Genomic DNA, 21604 nt, shown 5'->3' with positions numbered 1-21604 from the left:
TTAAGTTATGATCAGCATAAATTCAGCAGGTGGATTCATAAAACAAAAGCCAGTGATTTCAAAAAAACTTAATAAATTTTAATATTTAACCACTTGTTCAAAACTTGTTTAAAACTTGTTTAAAACCTTTTCAACACTGTAGAAAACACATGTATAAAACTTTTGAACATGTATAAAACTTTTAACTATTATACAACCTCATGACAGTTTTTCTACAACCTTTTTTAAAGTATAGTCTATGGTTTAACCGCTTTTCTACAGAAATTAGACTCCTCTACTACTACTAAATTAATAAATTAATATATTTTATTTAGTAAGTAAAATATAAATAGGATAAAAAATTAAACTGTCAAAAGTCACTTTTTTAGGAGATAAAAAATATTATGCAATTTACAGTTCAAAAAGATGTTATTTACAATGGATTAAATGTAGTTGGAAAAGCAGCAGCTTCTCGTGGAATTCAGCCTGTTTTATCAAATGTTTTAATGGAAACAACAGAAGAAAATCTCTTAAAGCTTTGTGCAACCGATCTTGATATTTCAATAGAAATAAATATTCCTTCAATTATTGTAAAAAAAGGAAGTATTACTTTACCTTCCAAAAAACTTTTTGAAATAATTTCAAAATTACCAAGTGAAGCAGTTAGTTTTAATCTAAATGAAGATAATAATTTAATGGAAATTAAATGCGGCAAATCAAAATTTGATATTAAAGGTATTTCAGCAAGCGAATTTCCTCAGATTGAATATCCTGAATCAGAAGAATTTATAAATATAGATATAATTCCAATGATTAAAGCAATAAAACAAACAACTTTTGCAACGGCAACTTATGATACAAATAATGTTTTAAGCGGAGTTTTCTTTAAAACAAGCGGAAACAATCTTGAAATGGCTGCAACTGACGGAAACAGACTTACAAGAGTAAAAGAAAATATACAAAATAAAGAGCAAAAAGATTATGCGGTGGTTATTCCATCCAGAACTTTAAAAGAATTTTCAGGAATTTTATCCGGTGTTGAAGATAAAACAGTTTCTATAACCGTTAAAAATAGCCAGATTATGTTTAAATTAAAAGACAGATGTATAACATCAAGGCTTATAGAAGGACAATATCCTGCTTATGAGCAATTAATTCCTAAAAATTATGAAATAAAAGCAATAGCAGATAAAAATTTATTAAATCAAGCTATAGACAGAGCTTCAACAATGGTTAATGAACGAACAAACATTGTTAAAATGAATTTTAACGATAACAAACTTAAATTAACAGCTGATACTCCTGATTTAGGAGATTCTTGCGATGAAATAGATGTTGAATATTCGGAAGAAGAATTAAATATAGCTTTTAATCACAAATATATTCAGGATTTTCTTAAAGTAGTTGATTCAGACAAAGTTTTAATAGAGCTTAACGGTGCTTTAGCAGGTACTTTGTTTAAACCGGATGGTGAAGATGATTTTCTTTGCCTTATAATGCCTGTTCAGGTTAATTAGAACCGAGTTAAAAACAAAGTATAAAGGGTAAACCTAAAACTCTTTTATTTCCTCCCTTGTGAGGGAAGAGAAGGGGAGGGTGATAAAAATTTTTCTTAAAAAGTTAAAATTAATAAATTTTAGAAATTATGATTCCTGCGAAATAGATTTTTCAGGAAATAAAATAATACTTTTAGGTAAAAACGCTCAGGGAAAAACAAATTTACTGGAAAGTATTTATTATTTAGCCACCCTTTCTTCTTTTAGAGCTAATAATGATTCAGAAGTTATAAAAAAAGGAAGTGATTCTTCTTTTTTAAGCGCAGAATTAATTAAAAACGAAACAGATATTGATTTAAGCATTTTTATAAATCCGCCAAAACAAAAGCTCATCAAAGTTAACGGATTAAAAAAATCTTCTTATTCCCAATATTTAGGCAATCTTGTCGTTGTAAACTTTGGTGTTTCAGACTTGCTTTTATTAAGAGGAACACCTTCAGATAGAAGAAAATGGCTAGATGATGCAATAAGCCAGATTTATCCTTCTTACAAAGACAGATTAGGTAAATACAACAAGATTAAAACGCAGAGAAATAACTTATTAAAAGAATTTAAAGGCAATTTTCATTTAAACAAAGTACAACAGGATACTTTAGCTGTTTTTGACGAACAACTTTCTGTTTCAGGAAGCAATATTATTCATTTAAGGCAAAAATATCTCAAAGAAGTTCAAAAGATAGCTAATTTAAAACATAAAAACATTTCTCAGGAAGAAAAAGAAGACCTTGTTTTAGAGTATAATTCAACAGTTTCAGGTAATTTTAATGCAAGAGAAGATGAAATAATTTCTCCTGAAAATATTTTAGAAGAATATAAAACAACTTTTGAAAAAAAAAGAAATGAAGAAATAGCAAGGTTTCAAACAGTTATAGGTCCTCATAGAGATGATGTTTCTTTTTATATAAACAAAATAGAGGCAAAAAGTTTTGCTTCGCAGGGTCAGCAAAGAACTATTGTGCTTGCTTTAAAGCTCTCTGAGCTTGATTTTGTAAAAAATATTATAGGCGAAAGTCCGATTTTGCTTTTGGATGATGTTTTAGCGGAACTCGATAAAACCAGACAAAATTATTTGCTGAAATCAATTAAAGAGGATACCCAAACAATCATTACAACAACAGATATTTCGGGTTTTAACGAAAAATTTCTTGAAGAAGTTGTTGTTTATAATATAGAATCAGGAAAGATTATTTAAAAAAGCAGGTAAATTTTTTGAAGGAAAAGAATAATTATTTTAATAACATAGAAAGTGTATTAAACTCTGTAATGGTTGAAATGGGACTAGATAAAGGTCTTAAACAACAGGAATTTGCTAAATTATGGTCAAAAATAGTTGGTCCAAAATTTCAAAATTCGTCTAAAGTTGTTTATATTCAATCAAGACAGGGAGAGGATATATTGACGGTTGCCGTTTCTTCTTCCGCTGTAGCGCAGGAATTGAGTTTTTTCAAAGAAGATATTATAAAAAAAATAAAGGTTGTTGCAAAAGACTTTAATTACAATATAAAAGATATTTTGTTTAATTCAAAAATATGGGAAGAATTAAAAAAAGAAACAAAACAAAAAACAGAAGAAGAAAATAAAAATTTTTATAAAATAGAAAAGAATTTTACAGAGGAAGAATTAAACAGGATAGAACTTTCACAAAGTGCTGTTTTGTCTATAAAAAAGTCTTTAGGGGATCAAAGTTTTTATTCGGAAGAATTAAAAGAAAAAATGTATAACACGATAATAAAAGATTTAAAAATACAGGAATGGCGCAAAAATAACGGTTTTCCCGTATGTTCGGAGTGTGGAATTACTATAAAATATTATTCCCCCGAAGGTGAAAATCTTTGTCCTTCTTGTAAATACAAGAAATAACAAAATTTATAATGTTTAAAATAAAAATACACCGCGAGGTGTATTTTTTTGTGCGTCTTATTTACATCTAGGGGTGGATGTGAACGCTTATCACATGTTGTAACTTTATATAGGTGGGAAATTATATTTAGATTGCCAAAGCTTACTTTGTAAGCCTCGTAATGACAAAAAAGGGGACGATCGGGTAGGATGGATACAACGAGTATTGATACAACTATAAGACGTGTTCAAGAAATAGAAAGTCGGTTAAATTCACTCTTTGGAACAAATAATTCGGCTAATACTTCTTCAGATCAGTCTTTTGGAAATGTATTAAATAACAAAATCAATCTTGATAATTATTTTAATAAAGATGATTCAAGCCTTCCAAACACAACAGAACTGCCGGACGTACCCGAAGCACCCGGTGCTCCAAAAGGAGAAATTTTAAACTTAATTGATAAATATTCCCAAAAATACAACATAGATAAAAACCTTGTAAAAGCAGTAGTAAAACAAGAATCAGGATTTAATTCAAAAGCGGTATCTCCGGTAGGAGCTTTAGGTTTAATGCAGTTAATGCCGTCAACAGCAAAAGGTCTGGGGGTTAGAAATCCATTTGATGCTGAACAGAACATAGCGGGTGGAACAAAATATCTTAAAAATCTTATAAACAAATATGATTCGGTAAAATTGGGTTTAGCCGCTTATAATGCAGGATCGGGGGCAGTTCAAAAATACGGCGGAGTCCCGCCATACAAAGAAACTCAAAATTATGTAAATAAAATCATGAACAATGCGGGAGTTGAATAAAATGGTCAGTGGTATAGACGCAGCAGCATCAGGAATGATAGCACAACAATACAACATAGACGTTATTTCCAACAATCTGGCCAACGCCAATACAGCAGGCTTTAAAGAGCTTATACCAGTGTTTAAAAATATAAGCGATATAAATATAAGTGAAAAAAATAAAGAAGAAAAAAGTTTTTCGAATACAAACAAAGTTATCGGAACTTTAAGTTCAGGAAGTGTTCTTGATTCAACAATACTTGATTTACAACAGGGAAGCATAAAAAAAACAGACAATAATCTTGATTTTGCCATTGAAGGTAAAGGTTTTTTTGCTGTCGGAGGCAATAATGGAGATTGTTATACAAGGAACGGATGTTTTTCTCTTAATGAGGAAGGAACACTCGTTACAAAAGACGGAAATCCTGTTTTAAGCGATGGCGGTGCACCTATAAAGATTGATACAAACACAAACAGTATTAACAAAATAAACGTTACTCAGGACGGGAAAATATTTTTTGATAAAAAAGAAGTGGGTAAATTAAAAATAGTTGAATTTAACAACCCCGAAGATTTAACCGCAGTTGGAAATGCTTTATACAAAACTTCAAATGACAATATAAAACCTGTTGAATCCCAAACCAGTAGGGTGAATCAGGGTTTTATAGAAGGTTCAAATTCCAATGTAATAGGAACAATGATTAATACGATTTCTGCAACAAGAACCTATGAAACACTCGCAAAAATAGTAAAAACAACCGAAGCAACTCTGGAAAAATCTGTAAATGATGTAGGACGGGTAAAAGAATAAAGCATTTTAAAATAAAAATTCAAATAATAAAAACAAAGGGGAGATAAAAATGTTAAGAGCTTTAACGACGGCAACAACAGGAATGATGGCACAACAAATAAATATTGACGTTATTTCCAACAATATAGCTAACGTTAATACAACAGGATATAAAAAAGTAAGATCAGAATTTCAGGATCTGCTTTCTCAGACTATAAAAGCTCCCGGCGCTCAAATTGCTCAGGGAACAAACCAGCCTGTAGGTATCCAGATAGGACTCGGTACAAGAGCAGCCGCAACATTAAGAAACTTTAGCGAGGGTTCTTTTCAATCAACAGGAGGCAAATTAGACGTTGCAATAGAAGGTGACGGCTTTTTAGAAGTTCAAAGAGATGACGGAACAACGGCTTATACAAGAGACGGAAGTATGAAAATTGACGGAAACGGACAATTATGTACCAGTGATGGCTTTATTGTTCAGCCGCAGGTTACAATTCCTACTAATGCTCAAGAAATTACAATAACACCTGACGGAAAAATTTCTGTTACAACTCCGGGAACAACAGAGCAAACAGAAGTTGGAACATTAAGACTTGCAAAATTCGCAAATCCGGCTGGTTTATCAGCTATAGGCAAAAATCTTTATTCAGAAACATCTGCTTCAGGAAAAGCTATAGAGGGAACAGCAAATCAGGAAGGTTTTGGTTCTATACAGCAGGGATTTCTCGAAGGGTCAAATGTTCAGGTGGTTGAGGAATTAACCAATCTTATTCAGGCAGAAAGAGCTTTTGAAGCAAATTCAAAAATAATCAAATCAGCGGATCAAATGCTGCAAGTTGCGAATAACTTAGGATAATAAAATGAAAAAACTTTTTAAAACAGCAATTTTAATTTTAATTTTTCTGGCTTTGTCAATCAAAGCCAATGCCGCTGTTTTAGATGCAAAGTTTTTAAAAGAAAAAATAAAAAAAGATGTTGAAGAACAGCTTAAATCAAACAGAAAAACAACAGTTGAAATAAGTGATTTACCTTATCAACAAATAGAAACAAACGAAGGAAAAAATGGAAAGGTTGAAATTGAATCAAAAATAAACCTCAAGTTTTTTAATCCAGTAACACTGGTCAGAGTTAGCGTTCTTGTAAACGGTGAATTATACAAATCATTTGTTGTTCAGGCAAAAATAAATATTTATGACACAGTTTGGGTGGCAAATGATTACATTAAAAGAGGAGATACCTTAACAAATGTCATTCTTGAAGAAAAAGAAATAACCTGTTTGCCCAAAACCATTACAGGAAAAAACTTTAATCCGTATAAATATAGTTCGAAAAAAAATTATCAACCGGGAGATGTTATAGATTCTGATTATATAGAAAACATTCCGGCAATAATAAAGGATAGTCCTATTTCTGTAATCTTTAAAACACAGTCGGTTTCGGTAACAATACCGGCAACAGCTTTAGATAAGGGAAGCATAGGGGATTATATAAAAGTAAGAAGTAATAATTACAAAAAAGATTATATGGGAAAAATAATAAGCGAAAACATAGTTCTGGTTAATATTTAGATTGCCACACCTATACAGGGGTTTGCAATGACAAGGGAAAAGGTCGGTTAAGGGTTATGAAAAGAAAAATATCAGAAATATTAATAATGATAATAATTTTATCAGCAGCAACTCCTGTTTTTGCCGAATCTTTGTTCAGAACAGGAATTTCGCAGGGTGTTTACTACACTCAGCCGAGATCTTTATTCAACACCATAAAAGCTAAAAGCATAGGCGATGTAATAACCGTATTGATTGAAGAAAATTCATCCGCAACAAGCCAGGTTACGCTTGATATTGCAAACACTTCTTCTGCTAAAGATGCTTTTACACCGATTTTAAACACTTTGTTTAAAACAGATAAATTTAAAAGCCTTGATGGTTACGGCGGAAACACTACAACGGGTAATTCTGCAAAAGTGGTAAGAACAACAACAACAACCGATATTATAACAGCGCAGGTTGTTCAGATTTTGCCAAACGGAAATCTGGTTATTCAAGGCAAAAAATCAGCAATAAACTCTGGAGAAAAAGCGGAAATTTTACTCAGCGGAGTTCTTGATCCGAGATTTATTACAAACAGCGGGGAGGTTAGTTCAAAATATGTCGCAAATCTTCAATATGCGGTTGTGGGAAAAGGAACAACTTCTTCTTCAGACTCGGAAGGTTTAGTAAACAAATTTATGAAAGTTTTATTCTAGGGAGACAAAAACAGATGGTAGTTTGGAAAAACAAAAAAATATTAATTTTAATTGTATTGCTTGTAATAAGTTTTATTTGCTCAGGCTGTAAAGCAGAAGCATACAGTGTAAGACTTAAAGATGTTGCCCATATAGACGGCATCAGAGAAAATCAGGTTGTCGGCTATGGTATAGTTGTAGGGCTTCCCGGGACAGGCGATAACAGTAAATCAACACAGATTACAAACGTTTCTTTGTTAAAAAACCTTGGAACCGTTATTGATAAACCCGATGATATTAAAAAAGGCAACACTGCTTCCGTAATTGTTACAGCAATAATCCCGCCTTTTGTCAGAAGCGGCGATACGATTGATGTTCTTGTTTCATCTATGGCTGATGCCAAAAGTCTGGAAGGCGGCGTTTTGATTCAAACACAGCTTTTAGCTCCTAACGGTGAAGTTGTAGCTGTTGCGCAAGGACCTATAAGTACAGGAGGAACAGATGTATCTTCAAACGGAAGTTCGACAAGAACAAGCATAACAACCTCGGGAAGAATTCCTAGCGGAGCTATTATAGAAAGAGACATAACCTCTGAAATCGGAGATGAAGCAGGGCTTAAACTGGTTCTTAATAAAACAGATTTTACAATGGCAGCAAGAGTTGCAAAAGTTGTAGCTTCAACAATTGCTCCTGCAAAAGCGATAGACGGAAGCACAATACAAATTAATATTCCTGATAAATACAATGATGACAGGATTAGTTTTATTTCAATTCTTGAAAACCTGACTTTACCAAGTGCTGATGCTGTTGCAAAAGTTGTAATTAATGAAAGAACAGGAACTATAGTTATAGGGAATAACGTAAAACTTCTTCCTGCTGCGGTTGCTCATGGAAATTTAACTGTAACGGTAAGCACGACAAATGAAATTTCTCAACCGACAGCCCTTTCAACGGGAGGAACAACTCAAGCTGTTTCAAACAGTCAGATTAATATAAATAAAGAAGGTGGAAGAGTAATAGAAGTTCCTTCAAATGCGAACCTTAGCGACCTCGTAAGGGCGTTGAATTCAATAGGTGTTACTCCTTATGATTTAATTTCAATTCTTCAGGCTTTAAAAGAAGCAGGGAGTTTGCAGGCAACTTTGGAGATTATTTAAAAATGATAAACCCTGTAGATATGACAACAACAATGTTTGGAATACAAGGAAAAAAACTGGAAGAAATTTCCGGTGCCAATAAAAACAACAAAACAGATGAACAGTTAAAAAAATCAGCACAGGATTTTGAGTCAGTATTTATAACTCAATTTCTTGAAACTTTAAATTCAACGGTGGAAAAAAGTGAAGAATTTTCAGGTGGAAGAGGCGAAGAAATGTTTAGATCGATGATGAATGAAGAAGTTGCAAAAAATATTTCTTCAAATCCTCGAACATCATTCGGTTTTGCACAGCAAATTTACGAACAAATGAAAAACAGAGTATAAAAAGGGATAAATATTATGGCGGTAGGAAGTATCAGTTCAAGCATAAGCAGTATGCAGGCCTTCAGGGCAAAGCAGGCTTTTGAAAACACAAACAAATTATCAAAAGAAAAAGACCTTTTAAAAAGCGGGTTTAATGAAGGAGATATAAAACTTTCTATCTCTTCGCAGGATATAAGCATTAAAAAACAAACAGAAGAAGCTAATAATGACGATTTTATAGAAAGAAACAAAAAACATATAGGAGAAATCAAAGAATTTATAGGGAAAAATAATTATCAGGATATACAAGATGAAGACATAAAAAATGCTTTAAGTTACGGCAAAAGTCTTTTAGCTGATTATACGGCATAAAAATTTAAAAATCGGGAGGAGAAAAATGGATACCAATTCAATTTATGAACTTGAAAAAATTTTAAATCAGGAAATAGAAGCTTATTCAAAGCTCGAAGAATATATTAGCGGAAAAAAACAGCATCTTATCAACGGTGATATAGAAAAAATCAGAATTGTTGATTTAGAACTTGAAAAATACAACTATATTGTAGAAAAACTGGAAGAAAAAAGAAAACTTGTTTATCCCGACAATTCTACACTTAAAGAAATTATTGAAAGAATAGAAAACAAAGAACAGGCGAATAAAATTTCTAATCTTAGAGATAAAATAAAAAATCTTTTATCCAACATTCAAAAACAAAACACAATAAATATAGAACTTTTAAAACATTCTTTAAAAATAGTAGAAAATTCTATTGTTATAATTGCAAATGCACTTGTCCCTGAAGGATCTGCCTATAACAAAAAAGGAGCAACAAAGACAAGTAAAAGACTTTTTGATTTAAGTTCTGTAGAACATGAAGCCTGACAAAAAACATAGTTGTTTTAAGTGCATTTATGGGTTAAAAAGGGGAGAAATAATATAAAATGCCATCATCATTATACGGGATATACAATACACAAAGAGCTTTAACATTAAATCAGGCTGCCATTGATATTATTAACAGTAACGTTTCAAATATGAATACTGCCGGATACAGCAAACAAAGGCTCGAAATATCACAAGCAAGTAACATATCTCCTTATGAAAACCCTATAGATGCTTCTCAAAGCGGATCAGGTGCTGTTATTGACAGTATTTCAAGAAACAGAGATCTTTTTCTCGATAATTCGTTCAGAAAAGAAACAACAGACGCAAACTATTATAAAGAATATAGCGACAATGCCGTACAGCTGGAAAATACAGTCAATCAACTGGGAGATACAGGATTAAATACAGCATTAAATGATTTTTATAACAGTTTAAGTCAGTTAGCATCCAGTCCAAATGATTATGTAGTTAGAAACAGCGTTATTCAAAATGCACAAACCTTAACCACTCAATTTAATAATACTTATACAAATATGCAGGATATGAGAACAGGTCTTGTTGGGGATACAGCCATCCCTAATACGCTTACTCAAAGCAAATTAAGTATAGATATAAATGACTTAAACGGTAAATTAAGCGCAGTAGCAAATTTAAACGATAAAATTAATATTTCAACAGCACAGGGAATCACGCCTAACGCCCTTTTAGACCAAAGAGATCAATTATTAGATAAAATTTCGGAATATATTCCCGTAAATATAACGAACGAAAAAAATAACACCGTAACATTATCACTAGGAAATGTTGAACTTGTAAACGGAAAAGAACAAAAAGGAATTTTTAGTATTACAGCAGGTGATGTTAATAATCCGTCAGTTGTTCAGATTAAAAATAGTGGAGGAAGCACTTTTTCAAGCAATGCCTATTCTTTGATGACATCAGGAAAAATAGGTGCGATTCTCCAAATGGGAGGAAGTGATTCCACTAAACTAACAATAAAAGACAAGATGGATGCACTCAATACACTTGCAACCCAATTTGCAAGTGCTATGAATGCTGTTCAAACAGGCGGAAAATATATTAATAGTTCCGTTACTCCGCAAACATTATCTGTCAATACTCCGAGTGCTTTTTTTCTTGATTCTGCAAATACAACTTTAAATATAACGGCAGGGAATATAAAAGTTAATGATACACTTGTAAATGACCCATACCAGATAGCTGCTGCTATTGGAACAAGTATTTCAAGCAGCACAGGAGACGGAAGTAATGCGCTTAACATGGCTCAAGTCAGAGACAAACAGGACTTAGCCGGGTTAGGCGGAACCACAACACAGGGATATCTTACTAATATGGTAGGAAAACTGGGTACACAATCAAAAAATCTTCAGGATAACAATGATATAAAAGATAATACTTTGCAGCAGATTACAACCAAAAGGGACTCTTTGACAGGAGTTAACCTTGATGAAGAATTAACTGATCTGGTAAGATTTCAACGCTCTTACGAGGCTTCGGCAAAGATTATGACAACTATTAGTCAAACTTTAACAACAATAATAAACATGGTAGGTTAATAAAATAATGAAACCCCCTGTTTTTCTGAGGGGATAATAAAAAAGGGGTAGGATTTATGCAGTATACAAGAGTTACAAACAGCTATACCAGTGATAGTGTTATTAGAAACCTTTTATCAAACAGGTCAAAATTGGTTGACACGCAAACACAAATTTCTTCGGGAAAAAGAATAACAAAAATCTCTGATGATGTGCTTGCCGGTATTTCAGTTGTTTCAACAAACAGTTCCCTGGGTAAAATAAATAATTACATAAAAAATATAGATAATGCACAGTCTGAACTTAATGTAACAGACGCAACTTTAACAACTTTAATAGATTCAGTTCAGCAGGCAAGAGAATTAACGGTACAGGCATCAAGTTCAACAGCGGGTTCCGATGAACTACAAGCTATAAACGCACAAATAAAACAAATAATTGAACAGGTTAAAGATCTTGGAAACACAAAATACGGAACAACTTATATCTTTGGAGGGCTTCAAACGAATACTGCTCCCTTTACTGTTCCTGCCACGGGAGAAATGAAATATACCGGTTCTGTTAGCGGCACAGCTGATAGAAAGGCTGAAGCAAGTGATGGTGTTGCAATACCTATTAATGTAACCGGTGATAAGATTTTTGGGGAATATTATACTTCCGGTGGAACCATAACAGGGAGTGGTCTTTTAAAAACCCTTGTAACTTTAAGCACTGAACTTGGAGCAGCAAATCCTGATCAGGGTGTAATAAGAGCAAAACTAGATGAGTTTGACAGTAGTTTACAAACAATTACTAATACACAGGCTCAATTAGGAGGGACTTCTAACAGGCTGGATACAATAAAAACAGCTCTTCAGGATGACCAGATAAATCTTACAAAAATTAAATCAGGAGCTGAAGATATTGACATGGCAAAGACTATATCTGATTTGCAGTTTCAGCAAACAGCGCTTGATGTCTCGCTTCAAGTAAGCGCAAAGATAATTCAGCCGTCATTACTGACATATATGTAAATTTTTAAAGAAGTGCGGATTCTTCATTAACTGCCTTGTAAATTGGCTTCATATCAGAGCAAAAGGCTTTTATGGCTTTGTAATTCATATAACGTGTGCAATTTCGAATAATATGAACAATACCACACAGGGTTTTAGTCAAAGGAGAAACAGAATTCATTGCCTGTTCAAATCCGTTAAGCCCGTCAACACAAGCTATTAGAATATCGTGAACGCCTCCGGCCTTTAAATCATTTGATATTGGTTTACGATATTTGGATGTTTCATTTTCACCTATCCACAAGCCAAAGAGCTCTTTTCTTTCGTCAATTCTAATTCCGATAATGACGTAAACCGTCTTTTTGTGATAACTTCTGTTTTCTCTAATATCAAAGCTCATTCCGTCAAGAAAAATGACAGTGTAAAAGCTATCAAGAGGTCTATTTTGCCATTCTTTTGCGATGGGAAGGATTTTGTCAGTTACCCTTGAAACTTGTTCTTTTGAAACAGAGAATTTGTAGAGGTCCTCAATATTTGAATTAATTGCCTCTTTGGACATTCCTTTGGCATAGATTGAAAGAATTTTGTCATAAATCTGTTTCCTTTTCTATTCTAAAACGAATAAATTTGATTTTTTCTGTCCTGATTTATGGGCATATTATACTAATGAAATTTGCAAAAAAATAGACAGTTTTGAAGCTGTCTTAAAATTTGTTTTTGTAGGTAAGGAAGGGAAAGGGGAAGGTAGGTGTGGTAGGTAAAAGGTTTTATTTATTGAAATTTAAGCTTTTATTTGAGGTAGTGTGTTGTGTTTGTTTTGTTTTGTCCTTGTACATATATAAAAACATCCGTATTGAAAAAATTGCTATTTCGTATATAAAAAATAGCTATTCAATTAATAAAACTTAATATTATGCCTTAAATAAAACGATGGTCTAAGTTTATTATATCTCGATACGGAATCACACCAAGTATAACTTCGTTTTCATCTATTATAGGAATAGCTCTAAATAGATACCTTGAAAACATTCTTGAGGCTTCAATCAAGGTATTCTCTGTATTTAAGCTTATGACATGAGTTGTCATTATATCTTCAAGCTTATCTTCCGATTCTGCCTGAAGTAATTCTTTAATATCACAGACTCCCACCAGTTTTTCTTCTTCATCCACTATATAAAGATACATTATTACGTCTTTGTTTTTAGCTTCATTGTGAAAAATTTCTATAGCTTCGTTGGCTGTAGCAGTTGGAGAAAATTTAAAAAAGTGGGAAGTGGCAAAGTGCAAGATTTTTTCGTCTTGTTTGTCTAAAATAAGCTCAATTTTTTGTGCTGTTTCTTTGTCATGCAAAGCAATTAAGTTTAAGATATCATCTGCTTCATTGGTAGGCAAAACAGCCAGAATGTCCGCTGCCTGCCCGGGGGTCATATCATTAATAAGTTCAACGGTTTTTTCTTTGTCCAGAGATGAAATCAAATCTCTTTGCACTCTTGGTTCTATTTCTTCTAATGTATCTGAAGCATGTTCTGTATCCAGCTCGCTAAAAAGTGCAAGCCTTTGATCAGGCTCGAGTTCTTCGAGTATATCAGCCAAATCAGCAGGGTGGATATCAAGCAGTTTTTCTTTTAAAACTTTTAGTTTAACATTTCCCTGAAAACTGCTTATGTTTTCCGGCAGCGGCTGAACATAAGTCCAGGGGATTGTATCAGTTTTAATTTTATCTGCGAGTGAGTAAATAAAAGTAACCAGCCATTTTAAACCCAGTCTTTTCAGAAAACCGTATTTGCTGGAATCAACTTCTGTTACGTATAATTTGTTGTTTCTCATAACAAGTTTAACGTCATAAACAACTTCCAACTCATTATCATCCATATCGAGAACTTTTTTATCCATAATATGATCTTTTAACAGAACCTGTGATTCCATCGGTTCTTTTTCATATCTTTCAAGATCTTCGATATCAATAATAATTTCATCGTTTGTGATTTCTGCAATTTTTTTCCATGGAACCATTAAAGATTGATAGCCAAAAGAACGCCCTATAATAAAATGAGTGGCTTCCGGTATTGTTTCCGTTTCAAATATTGCAATATCCTCGAGTTTCCCGATTTTTTTCCCGTTAAAAATCACTTTTCTTCCTATAATATCGCTCAGAAAAAAAGAATATCCCGATTGTTCTGCGTTTGGTAAATTTTCGTTAGTCATTTTTCCATAATATCCTAATAAATTAACGTAATAAATTTATAAATAAGCAACCCTACTATAAAAAGGAGGTAAAATCTCAAAGCAACCAGCGCAAATCTAACGGTTGGAGACATTGCCAGGCTGGGATTGGCATATTTTTCATTGATTTCAATTATTCTTTCAAAATGCTGCTCATAAAAATTCTTACGCAGTTTTTTAAATTGTTTTTTAAATATTTGTATTTTGTTAAGCATTATATAACTCCTGAATTATTTAAACAAATGGGGAAATAATGTACTTATTGCGTAAAGCGTCGATAAAATAATTATCAAAACCACAATAGTCGTTCCGATAATATTCTGGAGCATGGAATTTTTATATTCACCCATTGTTTTCTTATCATTTAATAACAATAGAAGGAAAACAAGTGCCGCAGGAAGGAGTGTAACGGCAATTACCTGTACAAAAAGAGTAATAAGCACCAGCGGAGCCTTTGGAATTAATACAACAAGACCGGCAGTTATTAAAGTAATAAAATAATTTGCATAAAACCATGGAGCTTCCTTAATTTTGTTATTTAGAGAATGCGCCCATCCGAATATTTCACCGAAAGCCCATGAACTTGCAAGTGAAATACAAATTGCGCCTAAAAGTCCGGCATTAAATAAACCTATGGCCAGAAAAGTTCCGACATATTTGTTTGTGTTCATTAATTTTAAGGCGGCCTCAGCTGCACTGCTTATATCCACACCGAATGGCGGTTTGAACAGAACCGCGCCTGTAACAATTACAATAAAAATCGCAACGGCTACCGTCAAAATTGACCCGACTGCGGTATCAAACTTGCCCCAGGGGATATCTTTTTCTCTCATTCCTTTATCAACAACGGCGCTCTGCTGAAAATACAGCATCCAGGGAGCGATTGTTGTTCCGATGTTTGCCATTAAAAAGAAAAACAACTCGCTATTTAATCCACTTGCAGGTAAATGAGGAATAAATCCTTCATGAAAAATTTTGGAAATTGACGGGTGAACCATAAAGGCACTTGGAATATAAATTAAATTTAAGGCACAAAACGCAAGTGAAATTTTTTCCCATGTCCAGTATCTTCCGTTAAGAACCATTATTCCCATAAGAACACACACGCTTATTATTGTAATGTAGGGCGGAACTCCAAAAATATTTAAAGCAGCCGTCATTCCGATAAATTCAGTAACCAGAGTCAGCCAGTTTATTATCATTAAGTCTATTAAAGAAAACCATCCCCAAAAAGAACCGAATGCATCAAAAACAGATTCAGCATGTCCTCTTTTTGTAACAGCACCGAGCCTTACTGTCATTTCCTGCACAAAATATGCAACAGGAATAAGCAAAAGCAAAAACCAGATAAGGCTGTATCCGTATTTTGCTCCTGTTGCCGCATAAGTTGTAATTCCTCCGGCATCGTTATCTGCGACCATGACAACAATTCCCGGTCCTGAAATAATCAGATACAGAACTATTATTTTCAGGATTCTTCTGTATTCATAATATAATTTTGAAAAAATTTTCATAGATTTTTCGCCTCTTATACCGACTATAATTCTTTTTTAGTCGCTCCGGCGAAAAACATCTAATAAATCAATTAAGGATAGATAATAGAAATTTAATCGCTAAGCAACTATTTAGTTTCCGCTTGCCTGCTACTGTCACTATCCATAAAAATTTCCTTAATTGTCTGACCTTCTTTTAGAAGCTGTCTTGTTAAAATCAGAACCGCCTTGTCAAACAAGCCGTTTATGATTTTAACCGCAGTCCCTAAACGAGCCTTAAAAGCTTATATATATTAATTTTAATATTTTAGCAAGAGCGGCTCTTAATTATATTAAAGTTCAAACTTTACAGTATATCAAGTATTACTTTATTGAAAATCAAAGAACTTGCGCATTTGTTTAGCGGCTTTGAATTGTTTGTCAATAATAGCAATAAATTCATCTATATTGCTGTTACACTTTTCTTTATACAATTTTTCTATCATTTCAGGGCTTATAGCATCGTTAGAGTTGTGTTTGTTCAAGTCTCTAATGAACTCCACAATATCAAAACGATCTTTATCGGCGCAGGCGCATAAGATATTAACAGCACCGAAATTTTTGCCTACTATTTGCTGAATTAATTTAAATTCTGTTACTTTATTTCTTGCCATGTCCTTCTCCAAATATAAAATACCCAGTATTAAAAGCATAGCAGATATATTTTGCAGTTGTAAAATTTATTTTTTATCTTCATCTGTTTCTACACAAATATATTATGGAGAAAGAGAAATGGAGTCTTACTTCCTAATATTACTACTTAACCTGTGTTTACTGAAAAAATTCCAGATTATATAATTGCCTTCCACATCATAATTAGTTTTTCCAAGAAATTTTTCTATTCTCACACTTGTCGGTGAACCAGGCCAGGTATGACCGCCTCCCTCAATTTTAAGGAGAGAAACTTCTGAGTTATTTTTACAAAATTCATTTTCGTATAATTTTGCTGTTGTTTTCTTTTCAGCAGCATTTTTATGAGGAAAGACAGTTTCTTTTTCCCTGCCTGAACATTTATTTTGTGTTTTCCAGAATTTTAGTGTCTCATCAACAGAAAGCATTCCTGCTGCAGGGATTCCTCCCCATTTTTCAAAAATATCTTCGGTTCCATGCACTAATAAAACAGGAACAGGTTTAATTTTCTTGCATCCTTCAGCGTAAGATTTTCTCATATTTCCTGAAACCGGTGCAATAGCCGCAATTTTATCAGGCATAGTACAGGCAAGTAAATAATTTATTTCTGCGCCGCTTGAATATCCTGTCGCATAAATTCTTGATTCATCAACTTTATAATTTTTAATCATAAAATCAATCAATTTAGAGCTGAATTCAATATCTTTACTTTTTTCAGCAGACCCTAAATCCCAATCCATATTAATTTTTAGAAACTTATTCAAAATCCTGTAAATTAACGGACTCTCATCGAAAAGATTTAACGCCCTGTTAGAATTTCCTGCATATTCAGGATAAACAACTATAATTCCCTTTTTTTCCGCAAAGTCATTAAACTTTGTATAATTTCGTATTCTGCTTGCATTACATGTTGAGCCGCTAAAAACAATAACAACAGGATATTTTTGTATTTTTTTTCTGTAAATTTCAGGCAAATAAACGAAAAAAATCCTTTGCTCATCATTTACATTGACTGTTTTTTTTATCATATCCTTATCGTCATGATAATTTGAGTCTTTATTGGAAATAAATTGTAATTGAAATATTACTATTCCTATAATTATTAAACTAACAAATAAAATGATGGATTTTGTTTGCTTCATAGCAACCTTCTTAACAATTTTCTTATTAATTATTATTATAACTTATAAATATCAAACTTTATTTTAAATTTTCGTTTATATCTTTCAAAATGGCTTAAACACAAATGATTATTTCTCTGAAAAGCTCTAAATTGTTGCGTAGTCTTCCCTTTAAAGATTTAATAAATTTCGATTAATTTTTTCAATTTCCTGTATGTTAAGTCAAATTCAACAGAGCCCAAAAATCAATATCTACAAGAATTTTCCTGTTTCTACTGCACTATAAAGCGCAGGGAGAAGGTTTTAAATCATTTTACGAAAAATATTTACGGATTTTGACAATTTTTGATAAAATAAGTGCAAATTCAAAAAGTAAATTTGAGGTGGCTTATGAAAAATTTTATAATTAAATGCGGAAGAAAAATCCTTGGTATTTCTGTTTATACTTCGATAGGCTTTTCTTTGCTTATTGTTTTGGCTGGTATATTTATTTCAAACAAAGATAATTATGGTCTTCCGTTTCTTGTTGCGCTGATGTCAGCTTTTTCAATAATAATAACTACAATTGTTTCATCATTTGTTTTATATCTGCTAATAGATATTAGAGACCTTTTAAATAAAGCCTCTGAAGAAAAAGAAGTTGTTAGAGATTATAAAGAACTTAGCAAAGAAAATTATATAACGTGTAGCAAAGGTAAAACAAAATATGTAGAAACCGAGAATTTTTGCCCAAATTGCAATACAAGTGTTTATGGGTAGAGTTATTATCCCTCAAAATCCCCTAATTCCCTGCACTTCTCGGAATGATTACACCAAAATTACACATAAAGAAAATTTGCACAAAAAAACCATCTTAGACAGATGGCTGAAATTCAAGTATATCTTAAAATAAAAAATGGGCCCGGCTGGATTCTAACCTTCGACCAAAGAAAGATTTATCCCATTTTAACCTTATAAGTCAAGTATAGCTTGCTTTTGCGCTAATATCAAGTATTTAAGTGTAGTTTTATCAAAACAACATATTATTGACTAAAGCGAAATTATCGACTAATATGCAATAGCATTGCATATTAGTCGATAATTTAAAGACAAGGAAGATGTGAAATGTATTTTAAAAGAACATTATCCAAATTTCTACAAGCTGCGAGTAAAACCTTCCCTGTCATTTTTATTACAGGTCCAAGACAAGTTGGTAAAACTACTCTTTTAGAACATAGTTCTGTAGAAGATAGAGCTTATGTAACGCTTGATGACCCACAAATAAGGTTGTTGGCAAAAAACGACCCTGCCATGTTTTTTCAGAGATATCAGGCTCCTTTATTGATTGATGAAGTTCAGTATGCCCCAGAACTTTTTTCTTATATCAAAATGATTGCGGATAAAGAAAAAAGAACAGGCATGTTTTGGCTTACAGGCTCACAGCAATTTCATTTGATGAAAAACATTTCCGAATCTTTGGCAGGAAGAGTAGCTATTCTGGATTTACAGGGTTTGTCGCAGGGGGAAAAGTTTAATAAACCCATTCAGCAGCCTTTTTTGCCTGCAAATAACCTTGAAAAAGTTGCGGATTTAGATTTAAAATCCGTATATGAAATTATCTTAAAAGGCTCCTATCCTGCTTTATATGCCAGAGAGGATGTTGATAGGAGGTTGTTTTATTCTTCTTATTTAAGAACTTATCTTGAGCGGGATGTGAGAGATTTGTTAAAAATTTCTGATGAACAGAAGTTTATCACATTTTTGCAGGTTGCTGCGGCAAGAACAGGTCAGTTACTCAATTATGCTGATATTGCCCGCGATGTTAGTGTTAGCCAGAATACTATAAAATCATGGATTTCCATTTTACAAACTTCAGGCTTAATTTATTTATTACAGCCTTATTACAACAATATAACCTCAAGAGCAATTAAAACCCCTAAGTTATATTTTTTGGATACTGGCCTTTGCTGCTATTTAACGGGTTGGAACACTTCAGAAACTCTTGAAACAAGTGCAATGAGCGGAGCTATTTTTGAAACCTATGTAGTATCAGAAATTATAAAAAGCTACTGGCACAACGGAAAACAAATTCAGATTTATTTCTATAGAGATAAAGAAAAAAAAGAAATTGATATTTTAATAGAAGAAAATGGAAAATTATATCCAATCGAAATAAAAAAGAGTGCGAATCCTTCAACTAAAGATATTAAAAACTTTTCTGTGCTGGACTCAATTTCAAAGCCAAAAGGACAGGGTGCTATAATTTGCTTTTCCAATAATTATTTGCCTTTGAATAAAGATGTCACAATAATACCTGTGAGTTATTTATAATCTATACATTCAATTTTTTATTGTTAATATTTTTGTTTTTTTATTTTAAAAAACATTGGCTTCCAAAAAATCACAAAGAGAATTTTCGGTAATTTCCTCTGTAAATATCGCAAAAATCCTCTCTTGATAGATCTCTTTTTATTATGAATACACGAAAGCCGCCGTTACGGCGGCTTGTATCCATTGCTATCAGAGCCCAATGGCTCTGTTGAAACTTATTAATGGGCCCGGAGGGATTCGAACCTTCGACCAAGGGATTATGAGAGCGTTTTAAGCGTTTGATTCAGCTTGATTGAATTTGCTGTTTTCTTTGATGTGATTGGATTTACGGGATTAGTCATTTTGTGTCAAAACTTATCAAAAGGAGATTTATTACACAAGAATTACACAAGGTTTACACAAGAAATTTCTTACTTTTCATTTACTATTATTTCAGCCCAATTATAAACATTTTCTGTTATTTCAACAGATTCCTTATGAACGTCCTCTGTTAAATGCAAAACATCGTCATATCTTGCTTCAACGGCAAACGCATTCAAAATTACGGAATCTTTAACAAATTCAGGTATTTCTACAGAATTTTCTTCCAACAAATCAATAAGAATATTCAATTTATGTGAAAAAGGATAATCTATACCGTAAAAAGTTAATACCGCTTTTAATGATTTTTCTGCTGACTGCTGTAAGTCAAAACATAAGTCTTCTATCGCAATTTCTTTTAAATCAAGATAAGAAGTTTCTTTTCCTCTGATTAAATTGCTTTTTGCTCTTTTTATAAATTGCTTAGCTTTAGTTTTATTGTCCAAAAAACTTCTCCGTTACGATTTTTTATAAACTAAAACACCGTCTTTTAAAATATTCTTTGTAAAAGAACCTGATATCTGCTTATTTTCAACAAGCAAAGAAGGTGTTCTGACTATTATATCCACGTTTGCCTTTATGCCAAGCATGTTTCTATATATTTTTTGCTCTAATCTAAGTATATTGTCAATTTCTGATTTTATTATCAGCAAATCATAATCACTTTCTGAGGTTGCTTCATTTCTTGCCTGAGAGCCAAAAAGGAATATTTCATCAGGAATAACAACCTGAAGAATTCTATTGATGATTTGTTCTAATTTTTTATCAGACATTTTTTTATAATCCTGTTTCTTTATTCATTAATTATATATGATTTTTAAAGTTATTTAAGACCTTAATCATCCGCCATAAATTAATATACCTTCTTTTAATGCGGGTTTTAAAACACACCCTAAAGAGTCTTTATATTGTTCAACTATTTCAGGTGTCGCTACAAGGACATCAACGGAAGCTAAAAAATCTTCATAGAATAGTTTTTCATAAATATCGCCTTCAATTTTTGAACCGTTTTCTATACCCGATTTTATGACCAAAATATCATAATCGCTGTTCGGTCTTGCATCTCCACGAGCTTGAGAACCGAATAAAATAATTTTATCAGGAACTAAGACTTTTAAAACAGCGTTTATAATTTTATCTATGATGTTTCTATCAGGCATAATAATAACCTCAAAATTATAAATATTATTATAACCTATAAATATCAAACTTTATTTAAAAACTTTCCTGCAAATCTTTTAAAATAAAGCTGTCATTAATCAAAATTTAGTAATTCAGAAGTTTTAACACCTAGTGTTCAGTTAAGTTAAAAGTTTAGAACAAATTTTCTTTTTTCACGTCTTGAAGAA

25 protein-coding genes are annotated in these 21604 nt (G+C 32.4%); 16 read left to right on the top strand and 9 right to left on the bottom strand.

Features of this window, described 5'->3' with window-relative positions; translation table 11 throughout:
* Positions 1–383: 383 nt before the first annotated feature.
* The 14 genes from dnaN (at position 384) to flgL (ending at position 12100) form a co-directional block, all read left to right on the top strand.
* Positions 384–1496, top strand: a complete 1113-nt coding sequence (dnaN, locus tag WCG23_10525) for a DNA polymerase III subunit beta (protein ID MEI8390303.1) — start codon at positions 384–386, stop codon at positions 1494–1496.
* 79 nt (positions 1497–1575) lie between these two features.
* The gene (gene recF, locus WCG23_10520) at positions 1576–2727 is read left to right on the top strand and encodes a DNA replication/repair protein RecF (protein MEI8390302.1); all 1152 of its coding nucleotides are present in this window, start codon (positions 1576–1578) and stop codon (positions 2725–2727) included.
* A gap of 17 nt (positions 2728–2744) precedes the next feature.
* Entirely contained in the window at positions 2745–3395 is a 651-nt protein-coding gene (locus tag WCG23_10515) for a DUF721 domain-containing protein (GenBank protein ID MEI8390301.1), read from the top strand.
* A 189-nt stretch (positions 3396–3584) separates the two neighbouring features.
* Positions 3585–4187, top strand: a complete 603-nt coding sequence (locus tag WCG23_10510; protein MEI8390300.1) for a lytic transglycosylase domain-containing protein — start codon at positions 3585–3587, stop codon at positions 4185–4187.
* A 1-nt stretch (position 4188) separates the two neighbouring features.
* Complete coding sequence (flgF, locus tag WCG23_10505) at positions 4189–4977, top strand: flagellar basal-body rod protein FlgF (GenBank protein ID MEI8390299.1); 789 nt, start codon at positions 4189–4191, stop codon at positions 4975–4977.
* Positions 4978–5026: 49 nt separating this feature from the next.
* Positions 5027–5812 (top strand): flagellar basal-body rod protein FlgG, encoded by a 786-nt coding sequence (gene flgG, locus WCG23_10500; protein ID MEI8390298.1) that lies wholly within the window; start codon positions 5027–5029, stop codon positions 5810–5812.
* A gap of 4 nt (positions 5813–5816) precedes the next feature.
* Positions 5817–6524, top strand: coding sequence for a flagellar basal body P-ring formation chaperone FlgA (flgA, locus tag WCG23_10495; GenBank protein MEI8390297.1), 708 nt, complete (start codon positions 5817–5819; stop codon positions 6522–6524).
* A 56-nt stretch (positions 6525–6580) separates the two neighbouring features.
* Positions 6581–7204, top strand: coding sequence for a flagellar basal body L-ring protein FlgH (locus tag WCG23_10490; protein ID MEI8390296.1), 624 nt, complete (start codon positions 6581–6583; stop codon positions 7202–7204).
* 14 nt (positions 7205–7218) lie between these two features.
* Complete coding sequence (locus WCG23_10485) at positions 7219–8340, top strand: flagellar basal body P-ring protein FlgI (protein MEI8390295.1); 1122 nt, start codon at positions 7219–7221, stop codon at positions 8338–8340.
* 2 nt (positions 8341–8342) lie between these two features.
* The gene (locus WCG23_10480; GenBank protein MEI8390294.1) at positions 8343–8666 is read left to right on the top strand and encodes a rod-binding protein; all 324 of its coding nucleotides are present in this window, start codon (positions 8343–8345) and stop codon (positions 8664–8666) included.
* Between the two features lie 15 nt (positions 8667–8681).
* Positions 8682–9017, top strand: coding sequence for a hypothetical protein (locus WCG23_10475; protein ID MEI8390293.1), 336 nt, complete (start codon positions 8682–8684; stop codon positions 9015–9017).
* Between the two features lie 25 nt (positions 9018–9042).
* A complete protein-coding gene (locus WCG23_10470; protein ID MEI8390292.1) occupies positions 9043–9528 on the top strand; it encodes a flagellar protein FlgN in 486 nt (161 codons plus the stop codon).
* A 59-nt stretch (positions 9529–9587) separates the two neighbouring features.
* On the top strand, positions 9588–11108 hold the full coding sequence (flgK, locus tag WCG23_10465; GenBank protein MEI8390291.1) for a flagellar hook-associated protein FlgK: 1521 nt from the start codon (positions 9588–9590) through the stop codon (positions 11106–11108).
* A 56-nt stretch (positions 11109–11164) separates the two neighbouring features.
* On the top strand, positions 11165–12100 hold the full coding sequence (gene flgL, locus WCG23_10460; protein ID MEI8390290.1) for a flagellar hook-associated protein FlgL: 936 nt from the start codon (positions 11165–11167) through the stop codon (positions 12098–12100).
* A 4-nt stretch (positions 12101–12104) separates the two neighbouring features.
* Here flgL and WCG23_10455 read toward each other — a convergent pair whose 3' ends face one another.
* The 6 genes from WCG23_10455 to WCG23_10430 all read right to left on the bottom strand — a co-directional run bounded on the left by WCG23_10455 (position 12105) and on the right by WCG23_10430 (position 17606).
* Positions 12105–12674, bottom strand: a complete 570-nt coding sequence (locus WCG23_10455; GenBank protein MEI8390289.1) for a transposase — start codon at positions 12672–12674, stop codon at positions 12105–12107.
* Positions 12675–12997: 323 nt separating this feature from the next.
* Complete coding sequence (locus tag WCG23_10450) at positions 12998–14284, bottom strand: CBS domain-containing protein (protein ID MEI8390288.1); 1287 nt, start codon at positions 14282–14284, stop codon at positions 12998–13000.
* 14 nt (positions 14285–14298) lie between these two features.
* The gene (locus WCG23_10445) at positions 14299–14517 is read right to left on the bottom strand and encodes a hypothetical protein (GenBank protein MEI8390287.1); all 219 of its coding nucleotides are present in this window, start codon (positions 14515–14517) and stop codon (positions 14299–14301) included.
* Positions 14518–14532: 15 nt separating this feature from the next.
* Positions 14533–15816 (bottom strand): Nramp family divalent metal transporter, encoded by a 1284-nt coding sequence (locus WCG23_10440; protein MEI8390286.1) that lies wholly within the window; start codon positions 15814–15816, stop codon positions 14533–14535.
* 347 nt (positions 15817–16163) lie between these two features.
* Positions 16164–16448, bottom strand: a complete 285-nt coding sequence (locus WCG23_10435; GenBank protein ID MEI8390285.1) for a hypothetical protein — start codon at positions 16446–16448, stop codon at positions 16164–16166.
* A gap of 126 nt (positions 16449–16574) precedes the next feature.
* The gene (locus WCG23_10430; GenBank protein ID MEI8390284.1) at positions 16575–17606 is read right to left on the bottom strand and encodes a PHB depolymerase family esterase; all 1032 of its coding nucleotides are present in this window, start codon (positions 17604–17606) and stop codon (positions 16575–16577) included.
* A 369-nt stretch (positions 17607–17975) separates the two neighbouring features.
* On the opposite strand from WCG23_10430, the gene WCG23_10425 reads away from it, so the two are divergent.
* A complete protein-coding gene (locus WCG23_10425) occupies positions 17976–18344 on the top strand; it encodes a hypothetical protein (protein MEI8390283.1) in 369 nt (122 codons plus the stop codon).
* A gap of 345 nt (positions 18345–18689) precedes the next feature.
* Positions 18690–19895 (top strand): ATP-binding protein, encoded by a 1206-nt coding sequence (locus WCG23_10420; GenBank protein ID MEI8390282.1) that lies wholly within the window; start codon positions 18690–18692, stop codon positions 19893–19895.
* Between the two features lie 410 nt (positions 19896–20305).
* Here the strand turns inward: WCG23_10420 and WCG23_10415 are convergent, their stop codons facing one another.
* From WCG23_10415 to WCG23_10405, 3 genes are all read right to left on the bottom strand, one after another.
* Positions 20306–20701, bottom strand: a complete 396-nt coding sequence (locus WCG23_10415; GenBank protein ID MEI8390281.1) for a HEPN domain-containing protein — start codon at positions 20699–20701, stop codon at positions 20306–20308.
* Positions 20702–20713: 12 nt separating this feature from the next.
* Positions 20714–21028, bottom strand: a complete 315-nt coding sequence (locus WCG23_10410) for a nucleotidyltransferase domain-containing protein (protein ID MEI8390280.1) — start codon at positions 21026–21028, stop codon at positions 20714–20716.
* Between the two features lie 66 nt (positions 21029–21094).
* Positions 21095–21415: a nucleotidyltransferase domain-containing protein gene (locus tag WCG23_10405; GenBank protein MEI8390279.1), complete on the bottom strand. Its 321-nt coding sequence runs from the start codon at positions 21413–21415 to the stop codon at positions 21095–21097.
* Positions 21416–21604: the final 189 nt, after the last annotated feature.

The sequence above is a fragment of the bacterium genome (assembly GCA_037147175.1).
Classification (GTDB): Bacteria; Cyanobacteriota; Vampirovibrionia; order Gastranaerophilales; family UBA9971; genus UBA9971.
This window is presented reverse-complemented; position numbering and strand designations above follow the sequence as displayed.

Bases quoted from the DNA above. Each gene is read 5' to 3' on its own strand.
- dnaN (MEI8390303.1), top strand. From the start codon at position 384: ATGCAATTTACAGTTCAAAAAGATGTTATTTACAATGGATTAAATGTA.
- WCG23_10510 (MEI8390300.1), top strand. From the start codon at position 3,585: ATGGATACAACGAGTATTGATACAACTATAAGACGTGTTCAAGAAATA.
- flgF (MEI8390299.1), top strand. From the start codon at position 4,189: ATGGTCAGTGGTATAGACGCAGCAGCATCAGGAATGATAGCACAACAA.
- flgG (MEI8390298.1), top strand. From the start codon at position 5,027: ATGTTAAGAGCTTTAACGACGGCAACAACAGGAATGATGGCACAACAA.
- flgA (MEI8390297.1), top strand. From the start codon at position 5,817: ATGAAAAAACTTTTTAAAACAGCAATTTTAATTTTAATTTTTCTGGCT.
- WCG23_10490 (MEI8390296.1), top strand. From the start codon at position 6,581: ATGAAAAGAAAAATATCAGAAATATTAATAATGATAATAATTTTATCA.
- WCG23_10485 (MEI8390295.1), top strand. From the start codon at position 7,219: ATGGTAGTTTGGAAAAACAAAAAAATATTAATTTTAATTGTATTGCTT.
- WCG23_10480 (MEI8390294.1), top strand. From the start codon at position 8,343: ATGATAAACCCTGTAGATATGACAACAACAATGTTTGGAATACAAGGA.
- WCG23_10475 (MEI8390293.1), top strand. From the start codon at position 8,682: ATGGCGGTAGGAAGTATCAGTTCAAGCATAAGCAGTATGCAGGCCTTC.
- WCG23_10470 (MEI8390292.1), top strand. From the start codon at position 9,043: ATGGATACCAATTCAATTTATGAACTTGAAAAAATTTTAAATCAGGAA.
- flgK (MEI8390291.1), top strand. From the start codon at position 9,588: ATGCCATCATCATTATACGGGATATACAATACACAAAGAGCTTTAACA.
- flgL (MEI8390290.1), top strand. From the start codon at position 11,165: ATGCAGTATACAAGAGTTACAAACAGCTATACCAGTGATAGTGTTATT.
- WCG23_10450 (MEI8390288.1), bottom strand. From the start codon at position 14,284: ATGACTAACGAAAATTTACCAAACGCAGAACAATCGGGATATTCTTTT.
- WCG23_10445 (MEI8390287.1), bottom strand. From the start codon at position 14,517: ATGCTTAACAAAATACAAATATTTAAAAAACAATTTAAAAAACTGCGT.
- WCG23_10440 (MEI8390286.1), bottom strand. From the start codon at position 15,816: ATGAAAATTTTTTCAAAATTATATTATGAATACAGAAGAATCCTGAAA.
- WCG23_10435 (MEI8390285.1), bottom strand. From the start codon at position 16,448: ATGGCAAGAAATAAAGTAACAGAATTTAAATTAATTCAGCAAATAGTA.
- WCG23_10430 (MEI8390284.1), bottom strand. From the start codon at position 17,606: ATGAAGCAAACAAAATCCATCATTTTATTTGTTAGTTTAATAATTATA.
- WCG23_10425 (MEI8390283.1), top strand. From the start codon at position 17,976: ATGAAAAATTTTATAATTAAATGCGGAAGAAAAATCCTTGGTATTTCT.
- WCG23_10420 (MEI8390282.1), top strand. From the start codon at position 18,690: ATGTATTTTAAAAGAACATTATCCAAATTTCTACAAGCTGCGAGTAAA.
- WCG23_10410 (MEI8390280.1), bottom strand. From the start codon at position 21,028: ATGTCTGATAAAAAATTAGAACAAATCATCAATAGAATTCTTCAGGTT.
- WCG23_10405 (MEI8390279.1), bottom strand. From the start codon at position 21,415: ATGCCTGATAGAAACATCATAGATAAAATTATAAACGCTGTTTTAAAA.